This window comes from Enterococcus caccae ATCC BAA-1240, from assembly GCF_000407145.1.
GTDB classification, from domain to species: domain Bacteria; phylum Bacillota; class Bacilli; order Lactobacillales; family Enterococcaceae; genus Enterococcus_L; species Enterococcus_L caccae.
In genome coordinates this window covers 29,833-49,843 of the sequence record NZ_KE136475.1, presented here as the reverse complement: position 1 = coordinate 49,843, position 20,011 = coordinate 29,833, and the positions used below count along the sequence as shown (strand labels likewise).

Here is a 20,011-nt window from a genome sequence, read left to right as displayed (position 1 = left end):
AGGGTGGTAAACATGAAAAAGAAACTTAATTTAATAATAGTTATCGCATTCATATTATTAGTTGGTTGTACTCAAAATACCAATGAAGAAACGTCAAAAAATAAGGACACCTCAACAACTAAGGAACAATTCACATTAAGTGAATATTTAAAATCCAATGATAATTCCAAAATTTGGTTTTATGTAAATGAGGATATTGAAGATTTCGGTAAAGATACATCAGTTAGCGAAATTTATGTATTTAAAGATGGTAAAGTTGCTACATATGATGGCGATCTTTATTCAAATTTAGGAGCATTAGCACAACTAGACGATAGAGAAATTCTATCGTCCATAGCCGACAAACAAGTAGATTATGATAATACCTTAGTAGAGGGAAGAATTGAGTATATAACAGAACATTTACAAGTTACTCAAAAAAAATTGGATAGCGTTTCCGAAGATTTAGTTGACTTCTATCAAGCAGAGCTTGACTATACTAATAGAGCCATAAATAGTTTAGAAAACTTCAAAGCAACAAAACGAAATTTTTCTCCATATGCATTAACGGTGTCTACTGATAATAGCGGTAATCAAACAGAGATTGAATCACTCTCATTTAATAAAGAAATTCTAGATATCCCTAATGTCATCGGAGACGGATTATATACTGAAAACATTTTGAAAATGATTGATAGTGAAGCTTACTTGTGGGATATCAAGACAGAAGAACAAAGTTATAACTTAGAAGCCAGCGATATCTCTCTAGACGCAAATTTTCCTGTCTATGATTCAACTTACAGGGTAATAAGAATTGCTAAAAACAAGTTTCTTTGTACCAGAGTAGAGGATTCCTCTATTAAGATAATCGCAGATGAACCTGGAGCAGAGGGCATAGAATTAGATGATTAAACAATAGTATTTTCTATTTAAAAGAAACCACAATCAGTTTTGATTGTGGTTTTTTATACTAATTAGAAATCAATAAGTATTTTTAATATACTCTTTTTCTTTCATATATCTGATTGCTTCTGCTCGTTCTACATCTGTAGCATCAAAATCTCCTACTTTAATTGAATACATTTCAATCATTTTCTCTTCATCAAAACTCTTTTTAGGGAATAGTTTTTTAAAACACAATTCTAGCATATCATCTTTTATTATCTGTTCAACAGCTTGCTTGTTGGTATAGTACAAGCCATCAGAAAGATTTTTCAGACTGTCTTGTTCTCTTGTTCTTATTAAATTATCAATAGTCATATACTCTGATTGATTAGCTTTATCAACGATCTTTTCAGCTTTTGAAAAGCTAACCTGCCGTCGCCACGCATTCTTTTTATTTTTTTTTAGAGATTCTTCCTTTCTTTCAAGTAACATTTCAAAATCTTTCTTAGAGTATCTTATATCAGCTTGTCGAGTTTCATCTGTTGTGACAGGTTTGATCTTCAACTCATTAATCCAATTTTGTAATGTGCGCACAGTAATAATTCCCGTCATCTCATATTTTTCTTCAATTATTTCCAACATATCCCTAGTTGACAATCTTTCTTCCATAGCGAAACCTTCTTTCTCATAACGAATTTCAAGATAAATACCATGCCTATATTGTAACACTCCCTATCTATTTTCGCAATGAAACAATATGATTTATAACGAAATCGCGCTATAATTAAGCACAGAAAAGAACAGGAGGAACCTTATGAAAAGCTATTACGAACTTACTAAAGAAAACGAAAAGATGAGAGCAGAATTACAAAGCATTAAAGCTTTAGCACTAATGTTTAACAAACAAAAGAATCAACTCCCTGCTATAAACTTTTTTCACGGGGAACAGAAATACAACATAGAAGCAGTCTTAGCTACTATCTATTCAAACGCGGTCAATGCCTTAAATGAGAAACACAACTGGTAACAACTAATCGTCCAAATGCTATGACGACATTAAAAGCTAAGTAATATAAAGAAGAAAGAAGGAAAAGCAATATGGCAAATACAGCCCCCACGAATCATTTACCCAATGAATACCTATTTACACAATCAATCGTAAAAATCGAAGAATTATTTAATGATGAACGTGATTTTATCGTCACTGGTATCCAACCAGCGTACAAATACGATGAGAATAACCAAAAGACTGATACGGTTGAAGCTATGAAAGTAACATTAATGTGTATTCAAGATCGACACGAATACGGACAGACAAAAGCTGGTAAGCAAATTGATAATATTGAGTTCAAGCCCTTTAATGTTAAGCTTCAAAATTTGAAATTCGATGTTCCTAAACGCACTTTGGTTAAAGTAGACCCAGCTAAAGTAGTAAAGGCTACTACCTACCAATCTGGGGTATCTATTGTCTTAACTGATTTAAATGTGATTCAAAATGCAAACAAGTAAACAAATGACAAAAAAGAAAAGCAACACTATTTTTGCTGTTGCTTTTCTGATTATTGTTTTCATCTTGTCAATTTCGACTTATCTCATAGAAATTTTCTCCCAGTTAATTCTTCATGTTGAACTCAGCTTAGACTTTTTTCGCAATATACTTATCTCTATAACCATTATCCCTCCACTTCTCATCTTTTTTCGTTGGTCAAAACAAAATCAATTGAAAAAGTACGGATTTTTAGGATCATTAAGACATTGGAAAATTGTTTACAGCTTACGAAAAAGTTTAATCCATGCGAATTACTTCCATTTGGCAAATTACTTAGGAAATGAAATTGCTGTACTTCCCGATATTTATATCGATTTTGAAAAAAATTTCAATTATGGAATTCTGTTCATTGAAAATTCAATAAAACTTGAAAAACGTCTATCTACCGTCGAGCTTTCTTCAGCACTAGGAAAATACGCAATTGAACAGTACTACTTAACAGACAGTCAAAATCATTACGTATATGAAATCTATAACACTGAAATCGAACGACAATTATATTTTGACACATTACTAGATTTCGAATCCCACACGCATCATATAGAGAAATACCAAGTATTTATTGATGATGTAACTGTCATTAGAATACATCATTTTTTGATTGTCGGATCAACTGGTACAGGGAAAACGTATGCACTTTACTCGTTAATATTACAAGCTCTACTCAAACCAATTCAATATAATTTATACTTTGCTGACCCTAAGAATAGTTCTTTAGCTCAGCTAGGTGAAAAGATTGATCAAGAGAGAACTGCTTACAACATTCAAGATATTATCGCTTTAATTGAGCTAGTTTATCAAAATATGATTGAAAGGCAATCTATTTTGAAGAAGAATCTCTCAAAAAAAATTGATGCTGACTATACAGATTTCGACATGCCCCCAATTATTTTAATTTTCGATGAATACGCAAGCTTCAAAGGTGTACTGAACACCTTAGACAAGAAAACTCGTGATAAGGTAGATAGTCAATTACAGTCCATCATTTTAATGGGACGGCAACTTGGGTGCTTCTTATGGATTATCATGCAAAAGTCTGACGCTACTACCTTACCAACCCAATTAAGGGATAATCTCGTATTCAAAGTTGTTCTAGGTAACGCAGAAGCAACGACATATGTAACAACATTTGGCGCAAGTGCAAATAGTGAAATTCCGCAAAAGAAATTGGGCTTAGGTGAAGGCGTGTACACTTATCCTCAGCTTGCTAATAGACCAAAGCTACTAGCTTTCCCAGTTTTAAAATTTGATATTAATCTTGCATTTGACGAATTACTAAATAAGAAGACGTGAACAAGCATGGGAGAACTGCTCAAAGAGCAGTTCTAGCGAAGCGACCATGCGTCAGAGCTGGGGTATTGTAATAACCCCAGCTCCAGAATTAGCAAAACCGCCATTAAACATTGATATATCAGCATTTAATGACGAATTTCAACTAATCATCAAAGGAGATTACATTTTATGTTACAACTAAGTACTGATGAATTTACGGTTGTTCTACAATCTAACAATAAATCTCAAGATTGGGAAAACTGGGGAGTTAAAGGTCTGATTCTAATTGAACATTTTGAAAAACTCAGCAAACTAGATACAGTATTTGGGGAAGCTAAAGAGATACCGTATGGTGTTCCGCAAGGATATGCAGTGGGTTATATCTACGGTGATAACCCTTTCTATTTCTGCGTTGCTTATCATCCTGAACATATCGAAATGGGAATCATTGTTAAATTCTCTGCTCATGCTTGGGCGGTGTTTCAAGAAAACTATCGACAGATTTATAAAGAGAACATCCAAATTCACAATTACCTACAAATGATTCAATCGGAGTTCTATACTTCGAGACTATCACGTATAGATATAGCCTTTGATTTTATGAATGAGAAGGTTTCTGTCAATACGATATACAATCAATTATCAAAAGGCAATCAAGTTATTAGAAATAATTCAGGGCGTAAAAATTCTTCGACCCTATCAGCAGTTATTAAAAACAACCATGTCTCAACATTCTATATCGGATCGAGAGGCAAAAACATAAAAGCATTCCTTCGAGTGTATGACAAAAAACTTGAACAAGAACAAACTTATGGGTTTCGTTACATTGAAGCCGTAAAACTTGATGACTGGACAAGATTTGAGGCTGTATTTAAAGGTGATTATGCTCATTCTCTATATGAAGAACTTTTGAAAATAAATACAGAAAATGAATTAAAAGTGCTTTTGGTATCATCATTTACAGATCGCTATCAATTTTTTTACAAAAACAGCGGAAAACAAACAGTATTCACAAAAAAGATGCTAGCTCTCATACACCAAACTAATTTCTCCTTTTATTCTCCTTCTCCAAGAGATAACCAATTAAAGCAAAGCATCGAACACATCCTTCATGGTTCTGGCTTATTTCCTACTATGTTTAAAATCAACGAGATATGGGGCTATGATGGATTAAAAGAGTTCAAAGAATATTTAATGGAAGAATACGCTGTTTATGAACCAAATGAAGATGTTACACGCTGGGTAAACAAATATAGATACTTATATAAAAAACAGGGAAAACCTTTTGGAGATAATAAAAAGAGTGCTGTTCAGCCGACTAAAGCCAAGAACAACACCCCACACAATCAAGACTAACCAAAAATCAGTCTCGATTTCATTATCTCATATTTCAATCTCAATAGAAAGTGAGCAGAAACTTATGCATTCATTACAAAAAACACCTTATTTATTAACACGCGAACAAGCATCTACTTTTTTGGGTATTGATCCAAAATCATTCGATAAATTTATTCGTTCAAATAACTCCTTGAAACGTTTCATGATTGGAAAACAAGAACGATATACAGTAGATTCACTCTTAGAATTTATTGAAACTCATTCAATTTAAACTTTTTGATGGTTGATATGTAATTGAAAACTGCTTACAATGAAATAGTATTCAACTAGCATCTATCAACCATCTTTTTTTTGAAAGGAAATGATAGAACATGGCTAGTATTGTAAAACGAGGAAATAAATTTAGAGCTCAAATTTCATTATACAAACATGGTGAACATAAAAAATTAACTAAAACTTTTGGTACTAAAAGTGATGCAACACGTTGGGCTTTAGAAAATGAACTAGAAAAAGGAAATGGAAAACAGTTGGCAGAACGTACTACCACGTTTGCTGAGTTCTTTGAAAATTGGATTCACATTATCAAAAAGAATGACGTTAAAGAGACCACTTTTCAAAATTATCTACGAACATCAAATATTGTAAAAAAACTATTTGGAGATATCCAATTAAAAGATTTGAATGATATTGTTGTTCAAAGAAAAATTGACGAATATGCTAAAAACCATTCTCGCAAAACTACTCATGAAGTATTGTTGAAAATTAAAACAGCTTTGCGTGATGCTTATGCTAGAGGTTACTTGGCAACCGATTTTGCTAGCTTAGTGAAAACTAGAGGAAAAGAATTGCCTAAACGAAACAAATCTCTATCTATTACAGATTTAAAAAAATTGCGTACCTATCTACTGCAAAATACTGATAACGAATTTAATGTGTTATCACTACTAGCTTTAGAAACAGGAATGAGACGGGGTGAACTATTAGGAATTCGTCCAGAAAACTTATATGTAGATGTAGATGATGAATATGGAATTAAGGTACGGCACTCCATTAGCCCTACTTCTGAAGATACCTCATTAAAAACAAAAAATTCTAAACGGGATATCTCTATTAATAAAGAAGTTTATGACATTTTGAAAGCTGTTCCAATCAAAGCAAATGGATATTTCTTTGATCCAGATGGCTTCAATCAGTCTGCTAAGCTTGCTCAACTGCTTAAGAAGCTAGACATATCTAAAACCACTTTTCATGGACTACGTGATACTCATGCGTCTTTTCTGTTCTCAAAAGATATCGATATTGCTTATGTTTCAAAACGCTTAGGTCATATTAATATCCAGACAACACAGAACTATTATCTTGAATTAATGCCAGAAAAAAAGCACCAGCAAGATGCCGATGCTTTAAACTTGTTAAATTCTTTGTCAAATTGATAATTTGAACCAACTTGAACCAAAAATCTCTTGTAAACGTTGATACAACAAGGAGTTGATTAACGTTTTGAGAATTGTGAAGCTTTACGGGCTTTTTTAAGACCTGGTTTTTTACGTTCTACCATACGGGCATCACGAGTAAGAAGTCCAGCGCGTTTTAAAGCTCCGCGGAAATCAGGATCTACTTCTAATAATGCACGAGCGATTCCGTGACGGATCGCACCTGATTGACCAGAGTAGCCTCCACCATTAACGTTTACCATTACATCATAAGCGCCTTTAGTTTCAGTTACACCAAATGGTTGGTTGATAACTTCACGCAAGTCAGCGTGTGGAATATATTCTTCAACGTCTTTTTTATTTACAGTAATTTTACCAGTACCTGGTACTAAACGTACGCGGGCAACAGATTTTTTACGACGGCCAGTGCCGCTATATTGTACTTGAGCCAATGAATTTCCCTCCTTAAATTAGGTTAGTAATATCTAATACTTCTGGTTGTTGTGCAGCATGTGGATGCTCTGCTCCACCGTATACGTTCAACTTAGTAAATTGTTTACGGCCTAAAGTGTTTTTAGGAAGCATACCTTTTACAGAAGTTTCAATTAAACGACGAGAGTTTTTATCGCGTAATTCACCAGCAGTAACAGATTTTAACCCACCTGGATATTGGCTGTGACGGTAGTAAATTTTATCACTTGCTTTGTTACCAGTTAATTTGATTTTATCAGCATTAATTACAATTACGAAATCTCCAGTATCCACATGTGGTGTGAATGTTGGTTTATTTTTTCCACGTAAGATAGAAGCAACTACAGTTGATAGACGTCCCATTGGGATATCTGTCGCATCTACTACATACCATTTACGTTCTACTTCGCCAGATTTGGCCATATATGTTGTACGCACGATTCTTTCCTCCAATTTTCTATTCGATGTTTGACATTCACTTGAGTTTCCGGGGCTCATTGTGGGGCAAACAATACCATTTAATATGATACCTTCTATCACTAGTAAAGTCAATGAATTTCTGTGGTTTTTCCTATATTTTTCTTACTAGTTCTCCCCTTATAAAAAATATTCTTCCTCAGAAAATGGAACACCGTAAAATTTGCGTAATAGATATTATGTAAATCTCAAAGCCTAAAATGTATATTATTCCCAAAACATTTAATTTTATGTATATTTATTTATAAAAAGTGTTGATTTTTGTATTTTCAAGTGATATGATGAGAACAATCAAAAAGAGAATTAAAAAATAAGGAGTGTTACTCATGAAAGAAAAAGTAGTGTTAGCTTATTCTGGAGGACTAGATACCTCTGTTGCTGTTAAATGGTTAGTGGACGAAGGATATGATGTGATCGCTTGCTGTTTAGATGTCGGGGAAAAGAAAGATTTAGATTTCATCAAAAATAAAGCATTAGAAGTCGGGGCCTCTGCTTCCTATACAATTGATGCTAAGGAAGAATTTGCACAGGAATTTGCTTTGATTGCGTTGCAAGGTCATACCTTCTATGAACAATCTTATCCATTAGTCTCCGCTCTATCCCGTCCGCTGATTGCTAAGAAATTAGTAGAATTAGCTCGTGAAACTGGCGCAACAACAATTGCTCACGGCTGTACAGGAAAAGGGAATGATCAAGTACGTTTTGAGGTCGCGATCAATGCCCTTGCACCTGAGCTAAAAGTCATCGCACCAGTTCGTGAATGGAAATGGTCACGTGAAGAAGAAATCAACTATGCTAAAGAAAAAGGCGTACCAGTTCCTGCCGACTTAGACAATCCTTATTCCGTCGACCAAAATCTTTGGGGACGTGCCAATGAATGTGGGATTTTAGAAGATCCCTGGGCAACACCTCCAGAAGGCGCTTATGAGCTAACAGCTAGCTTAGAAAATGCGCCAGATGAAGCTGATATCATCGAGCTAACTTTCATTGAAGGTGTTCCTACAGCAATCAATGGCAAAGAAATGCTGTTATCAGACCTAATCTTGGATTTGAATGATTTAGCTGGCAAACACGGTATTGGTCGGATTGATCATGTGGAAAATCGTTTGGTTGGAATCAAATCGCGTGAAGTTTATGAATGTCCTGCAGCCATAACCTTGATGACCGCTCATAAAGAGCTAGAAGACTTAACATTCGTTCGTGAAGTAGCACACTTCAAACCGATCATTGAGAATCAATTATCACAAATTATCTATGACGGTTTATGGTTTAATCCATTGACTGACGCCTTGATTGCTTTCTTAAAATCTACCCAAAAATACGTAAATGGCACAGTACGGGTCAAACTATTCAAAGGACACGCTATCGTTGAAGGTCGTAAGTCTGAAAACAGTTTATATAACGAAAACTTAGCGACTTATACTTCTGCCGATACCTTCGATCAAGATGCTGCTGTCGGATTTATCAAACTTTGGGGACTTCCAACCAAAGTCAATGCTGAAGTCCAAGCATCTCTCCACAAAAAATAAGTAGCGATACTTTTATTCTTTCTAGGTTGAATCTTTACGTGAGTTAACTTTTACATTGTTGTAAATAAGGTTATCCGATTCACCTGTTTTACATGACTTATCCGAGGAGAATTTCTTTTTGGTCTGCGGATCGAAATAAGGAAATCGATAAGTCTTCATATAACTATCTCCAAATCTCAACGAATTAGACTAAATGGTTGGCATAGAAAGCACTCCTTTTACGTTTTTCGGAGTAAAACACTTCTGTCCCAACCTTCTTTCTTATCACAATGAATAATAATACATAAATGAGGTGTGCATTATGGAAAAATTATGGGGCGGACGTTTTGAAGGAAAAAGTGAAGCATGGATAGATGCCTTCGGTGCTTCGATTCCTTTTGATCAAAAGTTGGCGAAACAAGATATCACTGGAAGTTTAGCTCATGTAAAAATGTTAGCAAAAACGGGGATTTTAACTGAAGAAGACGCTGAACAAATTCGCTCTGGGCTAACTACGATTCAAGAAAAACTGTTTGCTGGCGAACTCAGCTTCAGTATAGAAAACGAAGATATTCATTTAAATATTGAGAAACTATTACATGACGAAATTGGTCCAGTTGCTGGGAAATTACATACAGGACGCAGTAGAAATGATCAAGTTGCTACAGACATGCATCTCTATTTAAAAGAAATCGTTCAAGAAGTAATTGGCAAGCTCCACTTGTTTCGCCAAGTTTTAGTCCAAAAAGCCGAAGAAAATATTGAGACGATCATGCCAGGCTACACCCATTTACAACATGCACAACCAATCTCGTTTGCTCACCATATGATGGCTTATTATGGTATGTTGACACGTGATCAAGAACGTTTTGCCGAAAGTTTGATACGAATCGACATTTCCCCCTTGGGCTGTGCTGCTCTTGCTGGCACAACTTTTCCAATCGATCGTACTTATTCCGCTAAGTTGTTAGGTTTTTCTTCGATCTATGAAAATAGTCTAGATGGCGTGAGTGACCGGGACTTTATCTTAGAATTTCTCAGCAATAGTTCCATTTTAATGATGCACCTATCACGATTTTGTGAAGAAATCATTTTGTGGTGCAGTCATGAATTTCAATTTATTGAATTAACAGATACTTTTTCTACAGGTAGCTCGATCATGCCTCAGAAAAAGAATCCAGATATGGCAGAATTGATTCGAGGAAAGTCTGGGCGCGTATATGGCAATTTATTTAGCCTATTGACGGTTTTAAAAGGCTTGCCTCTAGCTTATAATAAAGACTTGCAAGAAGACAAAGAAGGCATGTTTGATACGTCTCACACGATTTTAACTAGTTTAGAGATCATGGCAGGTATGGTAGAGACGATGAAACTGAATCAAAAGATAATGGAAAAATCCACTGAAAAAGATTTTTCAAATGCAACAGAACTAGCAGACTATCTTGCAAACAAAGGGATGCCCTTTAGACAAGCTCATGAAGTTGTTGGAAAGTTAGTCTTAGACTGTACAAAACAAGGCATTTATTTACAGGATGTTCCATTAGAACAATATCAAAATATTACACCTTTGATTCAATCTGACATCTATCAAACCTTATCATCAAAAACAGCGATTGAGCGTCGACATTCGTATGGCGGAACTGGATTCGAACAAGTAAAAGCCGCAATTAAGCGTAGCAAGCTTAAGCTAGAAAGTGAAGAATACTAAAAAAGCTGATGGAAGATAGCTTACTATCTTCCATCAGCTTTTAACTCTTTTGATTAACGGGTTTTTGTACGTGAATCTGCATCAATCCCAGGTGCTTTACCTAATTTTGCTTGAAGCATCCAAATATTTTTTTCGATATCTGTTTTATTTGCAATAAAGATATCTTGTGTTGAATCATCGCCTTCTTCACCAGAAACTTCAATACCTTTTTGATATAAATCAGCTAAATAGCGATATCCTTCAACTAATTTTTCCATACGTTCAGGGATTGTACGTTCGTATGTGCCAATTTCATCTGAAATACCTGTATGGTCAGCAAATTCTTGTAACGTTGAGTAAGGAGCCCCATCTAATGTAATCAAACGTTCTGATATTACATCTAATTGGTCATTAATTTGATCCATATATTCGTCCATTTTAGGGTGCAATGTTAAGAATTCTGGGCCACGCATATACCAGTGAGTTTGGTGAATGACCACTGAAAACTGGCTTAGATCTGCAACTAGTTGGTTCAACACTTCTTTAGTTTGTTCAAATTTCATTATACATCATCCTCCTAAATTTTTTATCTACATTTATAATTGTAGTACGAAATGCCAAAAAAGTACAGTAAAATCTTCATTTTTATAATTTTTATCATTTAATAATAATTACAAACTGATACATCAATTATTATTCGGCATCGGCAATGTATCTAGTGAGTCAATAATTTCTTTAGCCACTTCATTCATCGCATCTTTCAACTCTTTATTCATCATCTCTGTATTTTCAGAACCAGAAATAAATGCCATGAATAAGTTGGAAACAGCCTCTTTTTGATTTTCTGGTACAAACCATTTTCCTTTTTCTTTTTCTAAATGCAACTCAAGTTCCACAGGATCTGTTTTGATTTTAATTGATTTAACTCGTTCTTCTAAAATAGAAAAAGTTGCTTCTAGCGTTTTTTGATCATCCTTTGCTATTTCAGGATCAGCCAAAGTTTTTTTTACGAGCTGCCTAGTCATTTCCTGCATTGCACTCACCAAATCTAGCCCAGTGACATAATAAGAAATGACCGCTCCGGTTTTTGTTTCATCTATTTTAACAATTTTATACGATGTTTTTTCTTGCGCCTGTTCCAACAGTTTTTTCGTTAATTGGTTTGCTTCTTTTTGTGGAACTTTTGCGCCTGTCGCTGACAAACCTTTAGCAAAATTTTCCTCGAAAGATTTGATATTCTTATCTAACTCTTTCCCTACTTGTTCCCCTTCACGAAATTCTTTAGCGAATTTATTTTCTTCTTTTTGATAAACAAGACGATCAACAAACAACGCACCTGCATCTTCTGCAGAGATTCCTTTAGAACCACAGCTTGTCAGCATGATTGCTACTAAAAGCAAAGAGGCGATCCATAGCTTTTTCATTTCATTTCCTCCGTTCTCTCACTACTAGTAAAACAAGTTCAGTGTTATTTGTCAAAAAAATTTATTCCAGATCTGCTCTTAATTTCGCTAATTGATGATAACTAGCCGATAATTGTTGTTGCGTTGTTATGAATAGTGGATAAATCTGTTGATAACGTTGACTATTTTCCCTATTAGGCTCAACTGTCTCATAAATTTCTACTTGCTTACTAACCATCTCCAAGTCAACAATTTTCCCTAGACTATGCCACCCTAATAGAACAGCACCTAATGCTGAAGCTTCCACACTTTCTGTCAATGAAAGTTTATGACCTAAAACATCTGCCATCATATTTTTAAACACTTCTGAACCCGCAAAGCCACCTGTTGCCCGGATTTCTTTTACTGCTCCGCCTAACTCTTCTAACTCTGTTAAAATACGTTTTAGATTCAAACAAATCCCCTCAATCACTGCACGCATCATTAATTTATCATCGTGGTTTCTTTTTAGGCCAACAAAGCTACCTGTAGCTTCAGCATTCCACAATGGGGCGCGCTCTCCTAGCAAATAAGGTTGGAATAGCAACCCTTTAGCCCCCACAGGTGTTTCTTTCACAAGATCCATTACAGCATCATAAGGATTGCGACCGACCGCTCGAGCTTCAACTTGAACTTCTTTCAACAAGTTTTCACAAGCCCAATCGAAAATCCCAGCGCCATTACTCGTTGCGCCTCCAATCACCCAATGTTTTTCATCTAGCACACAACAAAAAGTTTCCTCCTGCGGATGGGTCTGAGGCTTATCCACGATGTAACGCAAAGCACCGCTCGTTCCAACAGTCAATGTCGCCGTTCCTTTTGTCACAGCACCTAATCCTAAATTAGATAATGGTCCATCCGCTCCTCCCAACACAAAAACTGTTTGTGCCGTCAAACCTAACAGTTCCGTCCACTCATCTTTTAATCCGGATAGTTGATGAGTTGGTTTTACTAATAATGGTAATTGATCAGTTGTAATTCCCATCTCGGCTAAAGCTAATTGATCCCAATTCAAGTCGTGGATATTCAAAAATCCTGTCCCCGAAGCGGTACTAATATCTGTAATATATCGGTCGAACAAACGATAAAATACATACTCTTTCATTCCAATAAACGTCTCAGCTTGCTCATATATTGTTGGACATTCTTCTTTTAACCAACGAATCTTATGAAAAGGAGTCATTGGATGCATCGGTAATCCTGTATTTTGATAAATCTTTTTCCCCAAAGCGGTATCTCTTAGTTCTTCCGCATATTTTTCTGCACGATTATCGGCCCATGTGATGACTCTTGTCAGAGGTTGATGATTTTTATCCATGACGATCAACCCATGCATTGCCGTGGAAAAAGACACAACTGAAATTTCCAATGGCTGCACTTTAGCCACAACTTGTTTGATACAAGTAACCACCGCCTGAAATATCTGCTCTATATCCTGTTCTGCCATTCCTTCTGCTTCCTGAATGAGTGGATAACGTACATAAGCAGAATCTTGAACTGTTCCATCTTCCCTAAAGGCAACAGCCTTTGTTTGCGTCGTACCAATATCTACTCCGATTGCTATTTTTTCCATTTTCTCGCCTCATTTCTCACTTTCATTATTCCGAATAAAAAAAGAATTGTCTAGTTAAAAAGACATTTTCTTGCGTACTTATTTATGAAAGGAGTTTTTATATGTTGGTTATTTATTTTATCTTTGGTAGTGTGATAGGTTCGTTTCTTTGTTTAGTTGCTGAACGAATTCCTATTGGGGAATCGATTCTATTTCCAGCGTCACATTGTTCCTTTTGTCAGACGAAGTTAAAAGTTTTTGAATTGATTCCAGTTATTTCTATTATTTTTCTATGTTTTCGCTGCCGTTATTGTAGGCATAAATTACCATTTGTTTATTTTTGTAGTGAAATAATTTGTGGACTTCTTTGCTCTTTTATCGCGTTCAAATCTAGTTATCCACTGTACTCTCTTTGCTTTTTATTTACAGCAGTGATTTTGTCTCTAACAGATATTTTTTATTTGATCGTTGAGCCTAAAATTTTTTTCCCACTCGCTGTTTTACTATGTACTTGGCACTTTTATGTAGCATGGCCGTTTTATCTTTTTACAAGCGGCATTTTTTTCTTTGCTTTGCATGGATTAAATTTTCTCTTTCCTGATTCAGTAGGCGGTGGAGATATCATCCTATTAACTTTATGGGGTGCACTTTTAGGAAGTGAGTCACTTATCTTTTTACTATTCTGTGCTAGTAGCAGCGGATTACTTTTTATGTTGTTTTACCGATATGTTTTAAAGAAAAAAATAAAACATCTTCCCTTTGTCCCCTTTTTAAGTATTGGACTATTTTTTGTATTTTTATGTAAGTAAATAACGAGACAAAAAGCACATGTTTACTTTTGTCTCGTTTCTCTCAGTTATTTATCTTTCCAGTTCTTCCGAATAAAACCAGCACGACCAGAACCTTCTCTATATAGATTATAGTGTACACTGTGTTTTTTATAATAATCTTGATGATAGTCCTCTGCTGGATAAAATGGTTTAGCAGGTTCAATTTTCGTAACGATTGGCTGAGTAAAACGACCACTCGCTTGTAGTGTTGCTTTTGATTTTTCTGCAATTTCTTTTTGCGCTTCATTTGCATAAAAGATAACAGGACGGTAAGATTCACCGCGATCTGCAAATTGTCCTAGTGCATCTGTCGGATCTGTTTGTTGCCAGTAAGTTTCTACTAGTTTTTTGTATGACATAATCGTGGGATCATACGTTATTTCAACTGCTTCTGTATGGCCCGTTGTTCCTGTTGTAACTTGTTCATAAGTCGGGTTTTCAACATGTCCACCTGTATATCCTGATACCACAGAAATAATGCCTGGTTGAGAGTCAAAAGGCTTTACCATACACCAAAAACAACCACCAGCAAAAATCGCTTTTTCGTAATTATGTTCCATGATTCCTTCACCTCTTTTTCTTTATCATAAGCCGAATTAAAAAATAATGATATTGATTTGCCTACAATAAAAAATCCCTTCAATAATGAGTGAAAAACTAAAAGTCAAGATAGCCTATAGATGATACACTAAAAAATCAACTTATCTCATCATACTGTTCGTTACTATTACAAATAAAAAAACGCAACCTGTACTTAATGAACAAGGTTGCGTTTGTATCTTCTATGAATAAAATACTAAAGCGTCTATCTTTTTACTTACTTTATTCAACAATACATAATACATTCTCCTTACTTTTTAATGCGAATATCTCCAATGGTGTTAATTTCTATAACTTCATCCTGATCTTTACTTGTATCTGGAACTTCTAAAACTTCTCCGCCATTTTTGGCAGTCGTCACATACTTCCCTTGAAAATCTTGTGGGACAGTAATATCAACATTTCCTACGATTGACTCTATTTTTAAATGTTTTATACTTGCGTTTTTGCCTAAGAAAATCTGCATTTCTAGTTCACTTTTCCCATCGTTACTTGGCATCAATTTGAAGCCATCTATATCAGATAATGTAATTTCCAAACTCTCTTTTTTAGCCTTTGTCTTATTGAGTTCTTTTTCTGTTTTATCAGATACTTTTCCAGTTAATTTAACGACTGTTTCTTCTTTATCCGTTTCAATGATCGTTGATTTAACATTTTGTTCTGCACCCAATAACGATAGCGATTCAATCACATCTGTTGAAAGGCTCCATTCTTTCGCTATATCTTTTGTTGTTTTATCTGAGCGCATCGTTGTATAGCCGACAAGGAGAACAGCTGCGACCACCAGGATCAAAATCATTAGTTTCTTTTTCATATGATTCACTTCTTTCTTCTCTTTTTATTATTTAAAATCTCTTTCTTTAAACAACGTATAGCTGCATACATAAAATATAATGCTGTAAACTAATGCACTACTAAAAACAATTACAAATGTCTGGTTTGATACATTTTGATAGTCCGTCAATTGTCTAATATTAGTAAATAATAACGTGTCTAATAATGAGTTTGCTGCTGAAAAATAACTTGAAACAAAACTTGAGGCGAGCCCTTCTCCTACTAAAATTAGTGCCACAAATACCGCAGTTGCAACATTACTTGATTTAATTACATTAAACAACAACACACCTATAAGACTGACTGCAAAATACAATGGCAGTTGTAATAGCATTATTTTTGCCATTTCAAACAGAGAAAACCCGCCACCTGTAAACCACACCGTACTTGCTAATGATCCTGTATAAATTACTAAAAAGATAAATACCAGAATAAAGGTTAATGCAACTTTACTTAGAAAATATACCCATCTTTTAATCCCAAAAATCAATGAATTATTGACGACCCGATTCGTAAACTCATGGCCCCAAACAATAATAAAAATATTGATCATAAAAATTGAGACAAAAATCGAAGCACTGGATAAGCCATCTTGGATCACTTCTAAACTCGGCGTATCATCTCTCACTATTCCAAAAAATATTCCGAATATAATTAAACCTGCGACTGAATAAAAACCAAGTTTTCCTTTTAAAATTCTATAAGTATCTGATTTTAATAGATTTAACATATAAATTCCCCTCTACTCTGTTAGTTTTAAATAGTAGTCTTCTAGACTTTCTTCTTTGTATGAAAAATAAGTAAGATACAATTGGTTGTTGAATAGAACCTGAGAAATGCTTGGCATTTCAGACTTTTCTGCACTAACTACTAACCCAACGTCATCACTATTCACGACATAACCTTCTTTTTCTAAAATATTCTGGCATTTTTGATTGTCCATACTCGATAATAGAATTGTTTTTTTACATTCATTCCCAAGTTCTTGTGTTGTCACTTCTTTAATCAATTTTCCTTGATGAATGATTCCGTATCTTGTCGCTATCATGGATAATTCTGATAAAATGTGACTTGATACTAAGATAGTCGTTTTGTACTCTCTATTTAATTTTTTTATGATTTCTCTAATTTCAACTATCCCTTGTGGGTCCAAACCATTAGTTGGTTCATCCAAAATAAGTAGATTAGGGTTATTTAAAATAGCTAACCCAATACCTAAGCGCTGCTTCATGCCTAAAGAAAAGTCTTTAAACATTTTCTTACCAACAGATCCTAGCCCAATAAACTCAAGCACTTCTTTAATACGATTTTTCCTATCAGGTAAATTCATTTGGATAGCATAATAATTCAAATTCTCTTGGGCAGATAGGTAGGGATAACATGCTGGTGATTCTATTACAGCACCGACTTTTATTTTTTCCTTACCATTAAAAAATTCGATACTACCTGAACTTTTCTCGATTAAATTCGTTAACATCCGAATAAAAGTTGTCTTACCTGCACCATTTTTGCCAATAAATCCGTAAATATCTCCTTGATTGATCGTCATTGAGACTTCATTTACTGCATGATAATCTTTATATTTTTTTACTAAACTCTTCGTTTTTAATAAATAGTTATTCATTCTAACTTCCTGCATGTTTATCACTCCTATGATTTAACTGGATTTTCTTCATTTTATTTCTAGTACTTCAACATCTTCTACATTCAAATAGTCAAAAAGTAATTCCTTTTCTGTTTTTTGAGGGAGCATAACAATTTTCAGTAGCTCGCCTTTGTTAAGTATTTTTAGTAGCTTATCTTCATTGCCACCATTTAAAATAACCAATTTTCTATGTATGATTTCTTGATCTTTAATAAAATATTTTATATTTGTCATGAATATCACCTCTCTTTTTGTTCGCTAATTATTTTTTATCTATCATGTTATAACTTTATACTTACTTAAATTATTCATCTTATAGTTCCCACCAAAATCCGCATAAAATACTCCATAATTCCATACTCTAATTCCTCCTTTCCTTTTCGATTTAGGTCTTCCCGATATGTATTACTTTACTGTTTTATCCTTTTTTCCAACAGGACATCTTTGTCATTTTTTATAATCCTTACTAGAATTCTTAAGCATCGTTCTATCTTTTGTTCTGCGTCCTCTTTACATGTATTACTTTACTGTTTTCTGTCTTTTTCTAACAGGACATCTTTGTCCGGTTATTAATCTTTTTAAATAATTAGACAAAAAGACCGTGAAGACATAATTTATGTCTCCACAGTCTACAATTAACTATTTAGATCTTGTTCCCATTCTTGCTTAATCCTATCCGATAGTAACTCCTCACCATGTAATTTAGCAAGTAATATTGCATCATTATATTTTTTATTCGCCTTTTCTAAATCATTAAGATACATCCAATGCTTTCCTTCAAGCATATCGATGATCGGCTTTTGATGAAAATCCTGACTCATTTTCATGATGGTATTTGAAATTTTTGTAATATTTAAAATTCTATCATATCGATTAGAAATAATGTATAGACCAGCTATTGTAACTAGAATTCTATTTAGAATAATCAAGCCAAATTCTGAACTGTAATTGATTTGTTCCAATATCTTCTCCACCAAAGTATCAAACTCTTGATTATCGAATGGCTTATAATGACAACAGGCAAAATATAAATGTATAATTAACAAATCATTTTCAGTATACTCCTTTTTTTTTCTAATTTGAAAAAAATAATCTTGCAGTATTCCCTCACCAAAATCAATTTTCTTAGAAAGATTTACATCATTGTGCGCCTGAGCAGTATCCACTAAAAGTTGCTCTTCTTCAGGTAAAGTCTCGTAGTAGTCCTTATATATTTCCTCAAATGTATCCTCGACCATTTTTTTCATCGCATCATTATATTGCGGAGGTCTTTTGAACAAATTCATTTTCAACTGGATATAACGTTTAGGCAACGTGATTTCATTTTCGTTAATTAGGTGTGAAATAGGTATAGAAAGTTGTTTTGATATATATGTAAGTTTCGGTAGTGTGGGTAATGACTCTCCAGCTTCTATTCTAGAAAGTTGTCTAACAGTTAATTCTAGCTCATCATCACAAAACGCTTCTCTACTTTGACCTTTTTGTTCTCGAAACATACGGATTTTTTTTCCTAATTCTAACTTTATATCCATAATTTCACCATCCTCAACCCCCTATTCGTTCAGTATGTTAATTATATTTTAGTCTAAGTATAATTACAACTACTTATCGGGGAGATTTTTCCATTTATTGACTGCCTTTCAACCAAGTAACTGTAATTCTGAACTTATTGGTATACAAAAGATATCTACTAAACTCATTTCATCTATAAAATCCCATTGACATGGGATGGTTCCCATATGATAAGTTAAATAAAAAGAAGGAGCTGTTCAAAAAATGAAAATTATTATTGAAGAAAACTACGAAAAAATGAGCCGAGTTGCTGCAAATATTCTACTAGGTAAAATGTACCAACAAAAACGAGTAAACTTAGCTATAACCGCTGGCTCAACACCCATTAAAATGTATGAATACTTAGTTTCAGATGTAAAAAACAAATCTTATCTTGATAATGTTCATTATTACAACTTCGATGAGATCCCGTTCAAACAAAGAAAAGGATATGGCGTAACCATGACAAACCTCACTAATCTTTTCTTTAAACCAGCAGACATTCCTGAAAGCCAGATTCATCCTTTAGACGAAAATAACTACAAAACTCAAGATAAAAGAATTGAGCAAGATGGCGGATTAGATTTGATTTTATTAGGAATCGGAGCAGATGGTCATTATTGCGGAAACCTGCCAGGAACAACCAAATTTGAAAATTTAACTTCTTATGTAGGAGAAAATGCCACTGAAAATATGAAAGATATCTTATTAAGTGAAGTTGGCGGAGATGAAAATGAACGCCCAGACTTTTATGTGACGATGGGACCAAAAAGCGTGATGCAAGCCAAAGAAATTGTGCTTTTTGCTACAGGCAAGAAAAAAGCTGCTATCATCAAACGTGCATTCTTCGGTCCAATTACAAATGAAGTTCCTGCATCTTTATTACAAACACACCCTAACATAACGATCGTTTTAGATAAAGATGCTGCATCAGAGCTTCACTAATTAAAAAAAGGCT

23 protein-coding genes are annotated in these 20,011 nt (G+C 34.4%); 11 read left to right on the top strand and 12 right to left on the bottom strand.

Features of this window, described 5'->3' with window-relative positions:
* Nucleotides 1–12 precede the first annotated feature (12 nt).
* A complete protein-coding gene (locus tag I580_RS13025; RefSeq protein ID WP_010771978.1) occupies nucleotides 13–891 on the top strand; it encodes a hypothetical protein in 879 nt (292 codons plus the stop codon).
* Nucleotides 892–960: 69 nt separating this feature from the next.
* On the opposite strand, the gene I580_RS13020 is transcribed toward I580_RS13025, so the two are convergent.
* Nucleotides 961–1,533 (bottom strand): hypothetical protein, encoded by a 573-nt coding sequence (locus I580_RS13020; RefSeq protein WP_010771977.1) that lies wholly within the window; start codon nucleotides 1,531–1,533, stop codon nucleotides 961–963.
* Between the two features lie 145 nt (nucleotides 1,534–1,678).
* On the opposite strand from I580_RS13020, the gene I580_RS13015 reads away from it, so the two are divergent.
* The 6 genes from I580_RS13015 (at nucleotide 1,679) to I580_RS12990 (ending at nucleotide 6,456) form a co-directional block, all read left to right on the top strand.
* Nucleotides 1,679–1,891 (top strand): hypothetical protein, encoded by a 213-nt coding sequence (locus tag I580_RS13015; RefSeq protein WP_010771976.1) that lies wholly within the window; start codon nucleotides 1,679–1,681, stop codon nucleotides 1,889–1,891.
* 71 nt (nucleotides 1,892–1,962) lie between these two features.
* A complete protein-coding gene (locus I580_RS13010; RefSeq protein ID WP_010771975.1) occupies nucleotides 1,963–2,373 on the top strand; it encodes a hypothetical protein in 411 nt (136 codons plus the stop codon).
* Nucleotides 2,374–2,377: 4 nt separating this feature from the next.
* Nucleotides 2,378–3,706, top strand: coding sequence for an FtsK/SpoIIIE domain-containing protein (locus tag I580_RS13005; RefSeq protein WP_167324174.1), 1,329 nt, complete (start codon nucleotides 2,378–2,380; stop codon nucleotides 3,704–3,706).
* Nucleotides 3,707–3,874: 168 nt separating this feature from the next.
* A complete protein-coding gene (locus I580_RS13000; protein WP_010771973.1) occupies nucleotides 3,875–5,041 on the top strand; it encodes a replication initiation factor domain-containing protein in 1,167 nt (388 codons plus the stop codon).
* 64 nt (nucleotides 5,042–5,105) lie between these two features.
* The gene (locus I580_RS12995; RefSeq protein WP_010771972.1) at nucleotides 5,106–5,294 is read left to right on the top strand and encodes a MerR family transcriptional regulator; all 189 of its coding nucleotides are present in this window, start codon (nucleotides 5,106–5,108) and stop codon (nucleotides 5,292–5,294) included.
* 100 nt (nucleotides 5,295–5,394) lie between these two features.
* Complete coding sequence (locus I580_RS12990; protein ID WP_010771971.1) at nucleotides 5,395–6,456, top strand: tyrosine-type recombinase/integrase; 1,062 nt, start codon at nucleotides 5,395–5,397, stop codon at nucleotides 6,454–6,456.
* 59 nt (nucleotides 6,457–6,515) lie between these two features.
* On the opposite strand, the gene rpsI is transcribed toward I580_RS12990, so the two are convergent.
* Nucleotides 6,516–6,908, bottom strand: a complete 393-nt coding sequence (gene rpsI / locus I580_RS12985) for a 30S ribosomal protein S9 (protein ID WP_010771970.1) — start codon at nucleotides 6,906–6,908, stop codon at nucleotides 6,516–6,518.
* Between the two features lie 13 nt (nucleotides 6,909–6,921).
* Nucleotides 6,922–7,368 (bottom strand): 50S ribosomal protein L13, encoded by a 447-nt coding sequence (gene rplM, locus I580_RS12980; RefSeq protein ID WP_303393681.1) that lies wholly within the window; start codon nucleotides 7,366–7,368, stop codon nucleotides 6,922–6,924.
* A 362-nt stretch (nucleotides 7,369–7,730) separates the two neighbouring features.
* Here rplM and I580_RS12975 point away from each other — a divergent pair, with 362 nt between their 5' ends.
* Both I580_RS12975 and argH read left to right on the top strand, forming a co-directional pair.
* Nucleotides 7,731–8,933, top strand: a complete 1,203-nt coding sequence (locus I580_RS12975) for an argininosuccinate synthase (protein ID WP_010771969.1) — start codon at nucleotides 7,731–7,733, stop codon at nucleotides 8,931–8,933.
* Nucleotides 8,934–9,234: 301 nt separating this feature from the next.
* Nucleotides 9,235–10,620, top strand: coding sequence for an argininosuccinate lyase (argH, locus tag I580_RS12970; protein ID WP_010771968.1), 1,386 nt, complete (start codon nucleotides 9,235–9,237; stop codon nucleotides 10,618–10,620).
* Nucleotides 10,621–10,673: 53 nt separating this feature from the next.
* Here the strand turns inward: argH and I580_RS12965 are convergent, their stop codons facing one another.
* The 3 genes from I580_RS12965 to I580_RS12955 all read right to left on the bottom strand — a co-directional run bounded on the left by I580_RS12965 (nucleotide 10,674) and on the right by I580_RS12955 (nucleotide 13,614).
* Nucleotides 10,674–11,162 (bottom strand): Dps family protein, encoded by a 489-nt coding sequence (locus I580_RS12965; RefSeq protein WP_010771967.1) that lies wholly within the window; start codon nucleotides 11,160–11,162, stop codon nucleotides 10,674–10,676.
* A 123-nt stretch (nucleotides 11,163–11,285) separates the two neighbouring features.
* The gene (locus tag I580_RS12960) at nucleotides 11,286–12,023 is read right to left on the bottom strand and encodes a DUF5105 domain-containing protein (RefSeq protein ID WP_010771966.1); all 738 of its coding nucleotides are present in this window, start codon (nucleotides 12,021–12,023) and stop codon (nucleotides 11,286–11,288) included.
* Nucleotides 12,024–12,084: 61 nt separating this feature from the next.
* Nucleotides 12,085–13,614, bottom strand: coding sequence for a gluconokinase (locus I580_RS12955; RefSeq protein WP_010771965.1), 1,530 nt, complete (start codon nucleotides 13,612–13,614; stop codon nucleotides 12,085–12,087).
* Nucleotides 13,615–13,715: 101 nt separating this feature from the next.
* Between I580_RS12955 and I580_RS12950 the strand changes: the two genes are divergently transcribed.
* Entirely contained in the window at nucleotides 13,716–14,402 is a 687-nt protein-coding gene (locus tag I580_RS12950; protein ID WP_010771964.1) for a prepilin peptidase, read from the top strand.
* A gap of 47 nt (nucleotides 14,403–14,449) precedes the next feature.
* On the opposite strand, the gene msrA is transcribed toward I580_RS12950, so the two are convergent.
* From msrA to I580_RS12920, 6 genes are all read right to left on the bottom strand, one after another.
* A complete protein-coding gene (gene msrA / locus I580_RS12945) occupies nucleotides 14,450–14,983 on the bottom strand; it encodes a peptide-methionine (S)-S-oxide reductase MsrA (protein ID WP_010771963.1) in 534 nt (177 codons plus the stop codon).
* A gap of 290 nt (nucleotides 14,984–15,273) precedes the next feature.
* Entirely contained in the window at nucleotides 15,274–15,837 is a 564-nt protein-coding gene (locus I580_RS12940) for a hypothetical protein (RefSeq protein WP_010771962.1), read from the bottom strand.
* Between the two features lie 27 nt (nucleotides 15,838–15,864).
* On the bottom strand, nucleotides 15,865–16,587 hold the full coding sequence (locus tag I580_RS12935; protein WP_010771961.1) for a hypothetical protein: 723 nt from the start codon (nucleotides 16,585–16,587) through the stop codon (nucleotides 15,865–15,867).
* A gap of 12 nt (nucleotides 16,588–16,599) precedes the next feature.
* A complete protein-coding gene (locus tag I580_RS12930) occupies nucleotides 16,600–17,496 on the bottom strand; it encodes an ABC transporter ATP-binding protein (protein WP_010771960.1) in 897 nt (298 codons plus the stop codon).
* A gap of 33 nt (nucleotides 17,497–17,529) precedes the next feature.
* Complete coding sequence (locus I580_RS12925; RefSeq protein WP_010771959.1) at nucleotides 17,530–17,736, bottom strand: hypothetical protein; 207 nt, start codon at nucleotides 17,734–17,736, stop codon at nucleotides 17,530–17,532.
* 401 nt (nucleotides 17,737–18,137) lie between these two features.
* Nucleotides 18,138–19,034 (bottom strand): helix-turn-helix domain-containing protein, encoded by an 897-nt coding sequence (locus I580_RS12920; RefSeq protein ID WP_010771958.1) that lies wholly within the window; start codon nucleotides 19,032–19,034, stop codon nucleotides 18,138–18,140.
* 244 nt (nucleotides 19,035–19,278) lie between these two features.
* On the opposite strand from I580_RS12920, the gene I580_RS12915 reads away from it, so the two are divergent.
* Nucleotides 19,279–19,998: a glucosamine-6-phosphate deaminase gene (locus I580_RS12915; protein ID WP_010771957.1), complete on the top strand. Its 720-nt coding sequence runs from the start codon at nucleotides 19,279–19,281 to the stop codon at nucleotides 19,996–19,998.
* The last annotated feature ends 13 nt before the right edge of the window (nucleotides 19,999–20,011 follow it).

Bases quoted from the DNA above. Each gene is read 5' to 3' on its own strand.
- I580_RS13005 (WP_167324174.1), top strand. From the start codon at position 2,378: ATGACAAAAAAGAAAAGCAACACTATTTTTGCTGTTGCTTTTCTGATT.
- I580_RS12930 (WP_010771960.1), bottom strand. From the start codon at position 17,496: ATGCAGGAAGTTAGAATGAATAACTATTTATTAAAAACGAAGAGTTTA.
- I580_RS12925 (WP_010771959.1), bottom strand. From the start codon at position 17,736: ATGACAAATATAAAATATTTTATTAAAGATCAAGAAATCATACATAGA.
- I580_RS12975 (WP_010771969.1), top strand. From the start codon at position 7,731: ATGAAAGAAAAAGTAGTGTTAGCTTATTCTGGAGGACTAGATACCTCT.
- I580_RS13025 (WP_010771978.1), top strand. From the start codon at position 13: ATGAAAAAGAAACTTAATTTAATAATAGTTATCGCATTCATATTATTA.
- I580_RS13010 (WP_010771975.1), top strand. From the start codon at position 1,963: ATGGCAAATACAGCCCCCACGAATCATTTACCCAATGAATACCTATTT.
- I580_RS13020 (WP_010771977.1), bottom strand. From the start codon at position 1,533: ATGGAAGAAAGATTGTCAACTAGGGATATGTTGGAAATAATTGAAGAA.
- I580_RS12990 (WP_010771971.1), top strand. From the start codon at position 5,395: ATGGCTAGTATTGTAAAACGAGGAAATAAATTTAGAGCTCAAATTTCA.
- I580_RS12950 (WP_010771964.1), top strand. From the start codon at position 13,716: ATGTTGGTTATTTATTTTATCTTTGGTAGTGTGATAGGTTCGTTTCTT.
- I580_RS13000 (WP_010771973.1), top strand. From the start codon at position 3,875: ATGTTACAACTAAGTACTGATGAATTTACGGTTGTTCTACAATCTAAC.
- I580_RS12915 (WP_010771957.1), top strand. From the start codon at position 19,279: ATGAAAATTATTATTGAAGAAAACTACGAAAAAATGAGCCGAGTTGCT.
- I580_RS12965 (WP_010771967.1), bottom strand. From the start codon at position 11,162: ATGAAATTTGAACAAACTAAAGAAGTGTTGAACCAACTAGTTGCAGAT.
- I580_RS13015 (WP_010771976.1), top strand. From the start codon at position 1,679: ATGAAAAGCTATTACGAACTTACTAAAGAAAACGAAAAGATGAGAGCA.
- I580_RS12940 (WP_010771962.1), bottom strand. From the start codon at position 15,837: ATGAAAAAGAAACTAATGATTTTGATCCTGGTGGTCGCAGCTGTTCTC.
- I580_RS12960 (WP_010771966.1), bottom strand. From the start codon at position 12,023: ATGAAAAAGCTATGGATCGCCTCTTTGCTTTTAGTAGCAATCATGCTG.
- msrA (WP_010771963.1), bottom strand. From the start codon at position 14,983: ATGGAACATAATTACGAAAAAGCGATTTTTGCTGGTGGTTGTTTTTGG.
- I580_RS12955 (WP_010771965.1), bottom strand. From the start codon at position 13,614: ATGGAAAAAATAGCAATCGGAGTAGATATTGGTACGACGCAAACAAAG.
- I580_RS12995 (WP_010771972.1), top strand. From the start codon at position 5,106: ATGCATTCATTACAAAAAACACCTTATTTATTAACACGCGAACAAGCA.
- argH (WP_010771968.1), top strand. From the start codon at position 9,235: ATGGAAAAATTATGGGGCGGACGTTTTGAAGGAAAAAGTGAAGCATGG.
- I580_RS12920 (WP_010771958.1), bottom strand. From the start codon at position 19,034: ATGGATATAAAGTTAGAATTAGGAAAAAAAATCCGTATGTTTCGAGAA.
- I580_RS12935 (WP_010771961.1), bottom strand. From the start codon at position 16,587: ATGTTAAATCTATTAAAATCAGATACTTATAGAATTTTAAAAGGAAAA.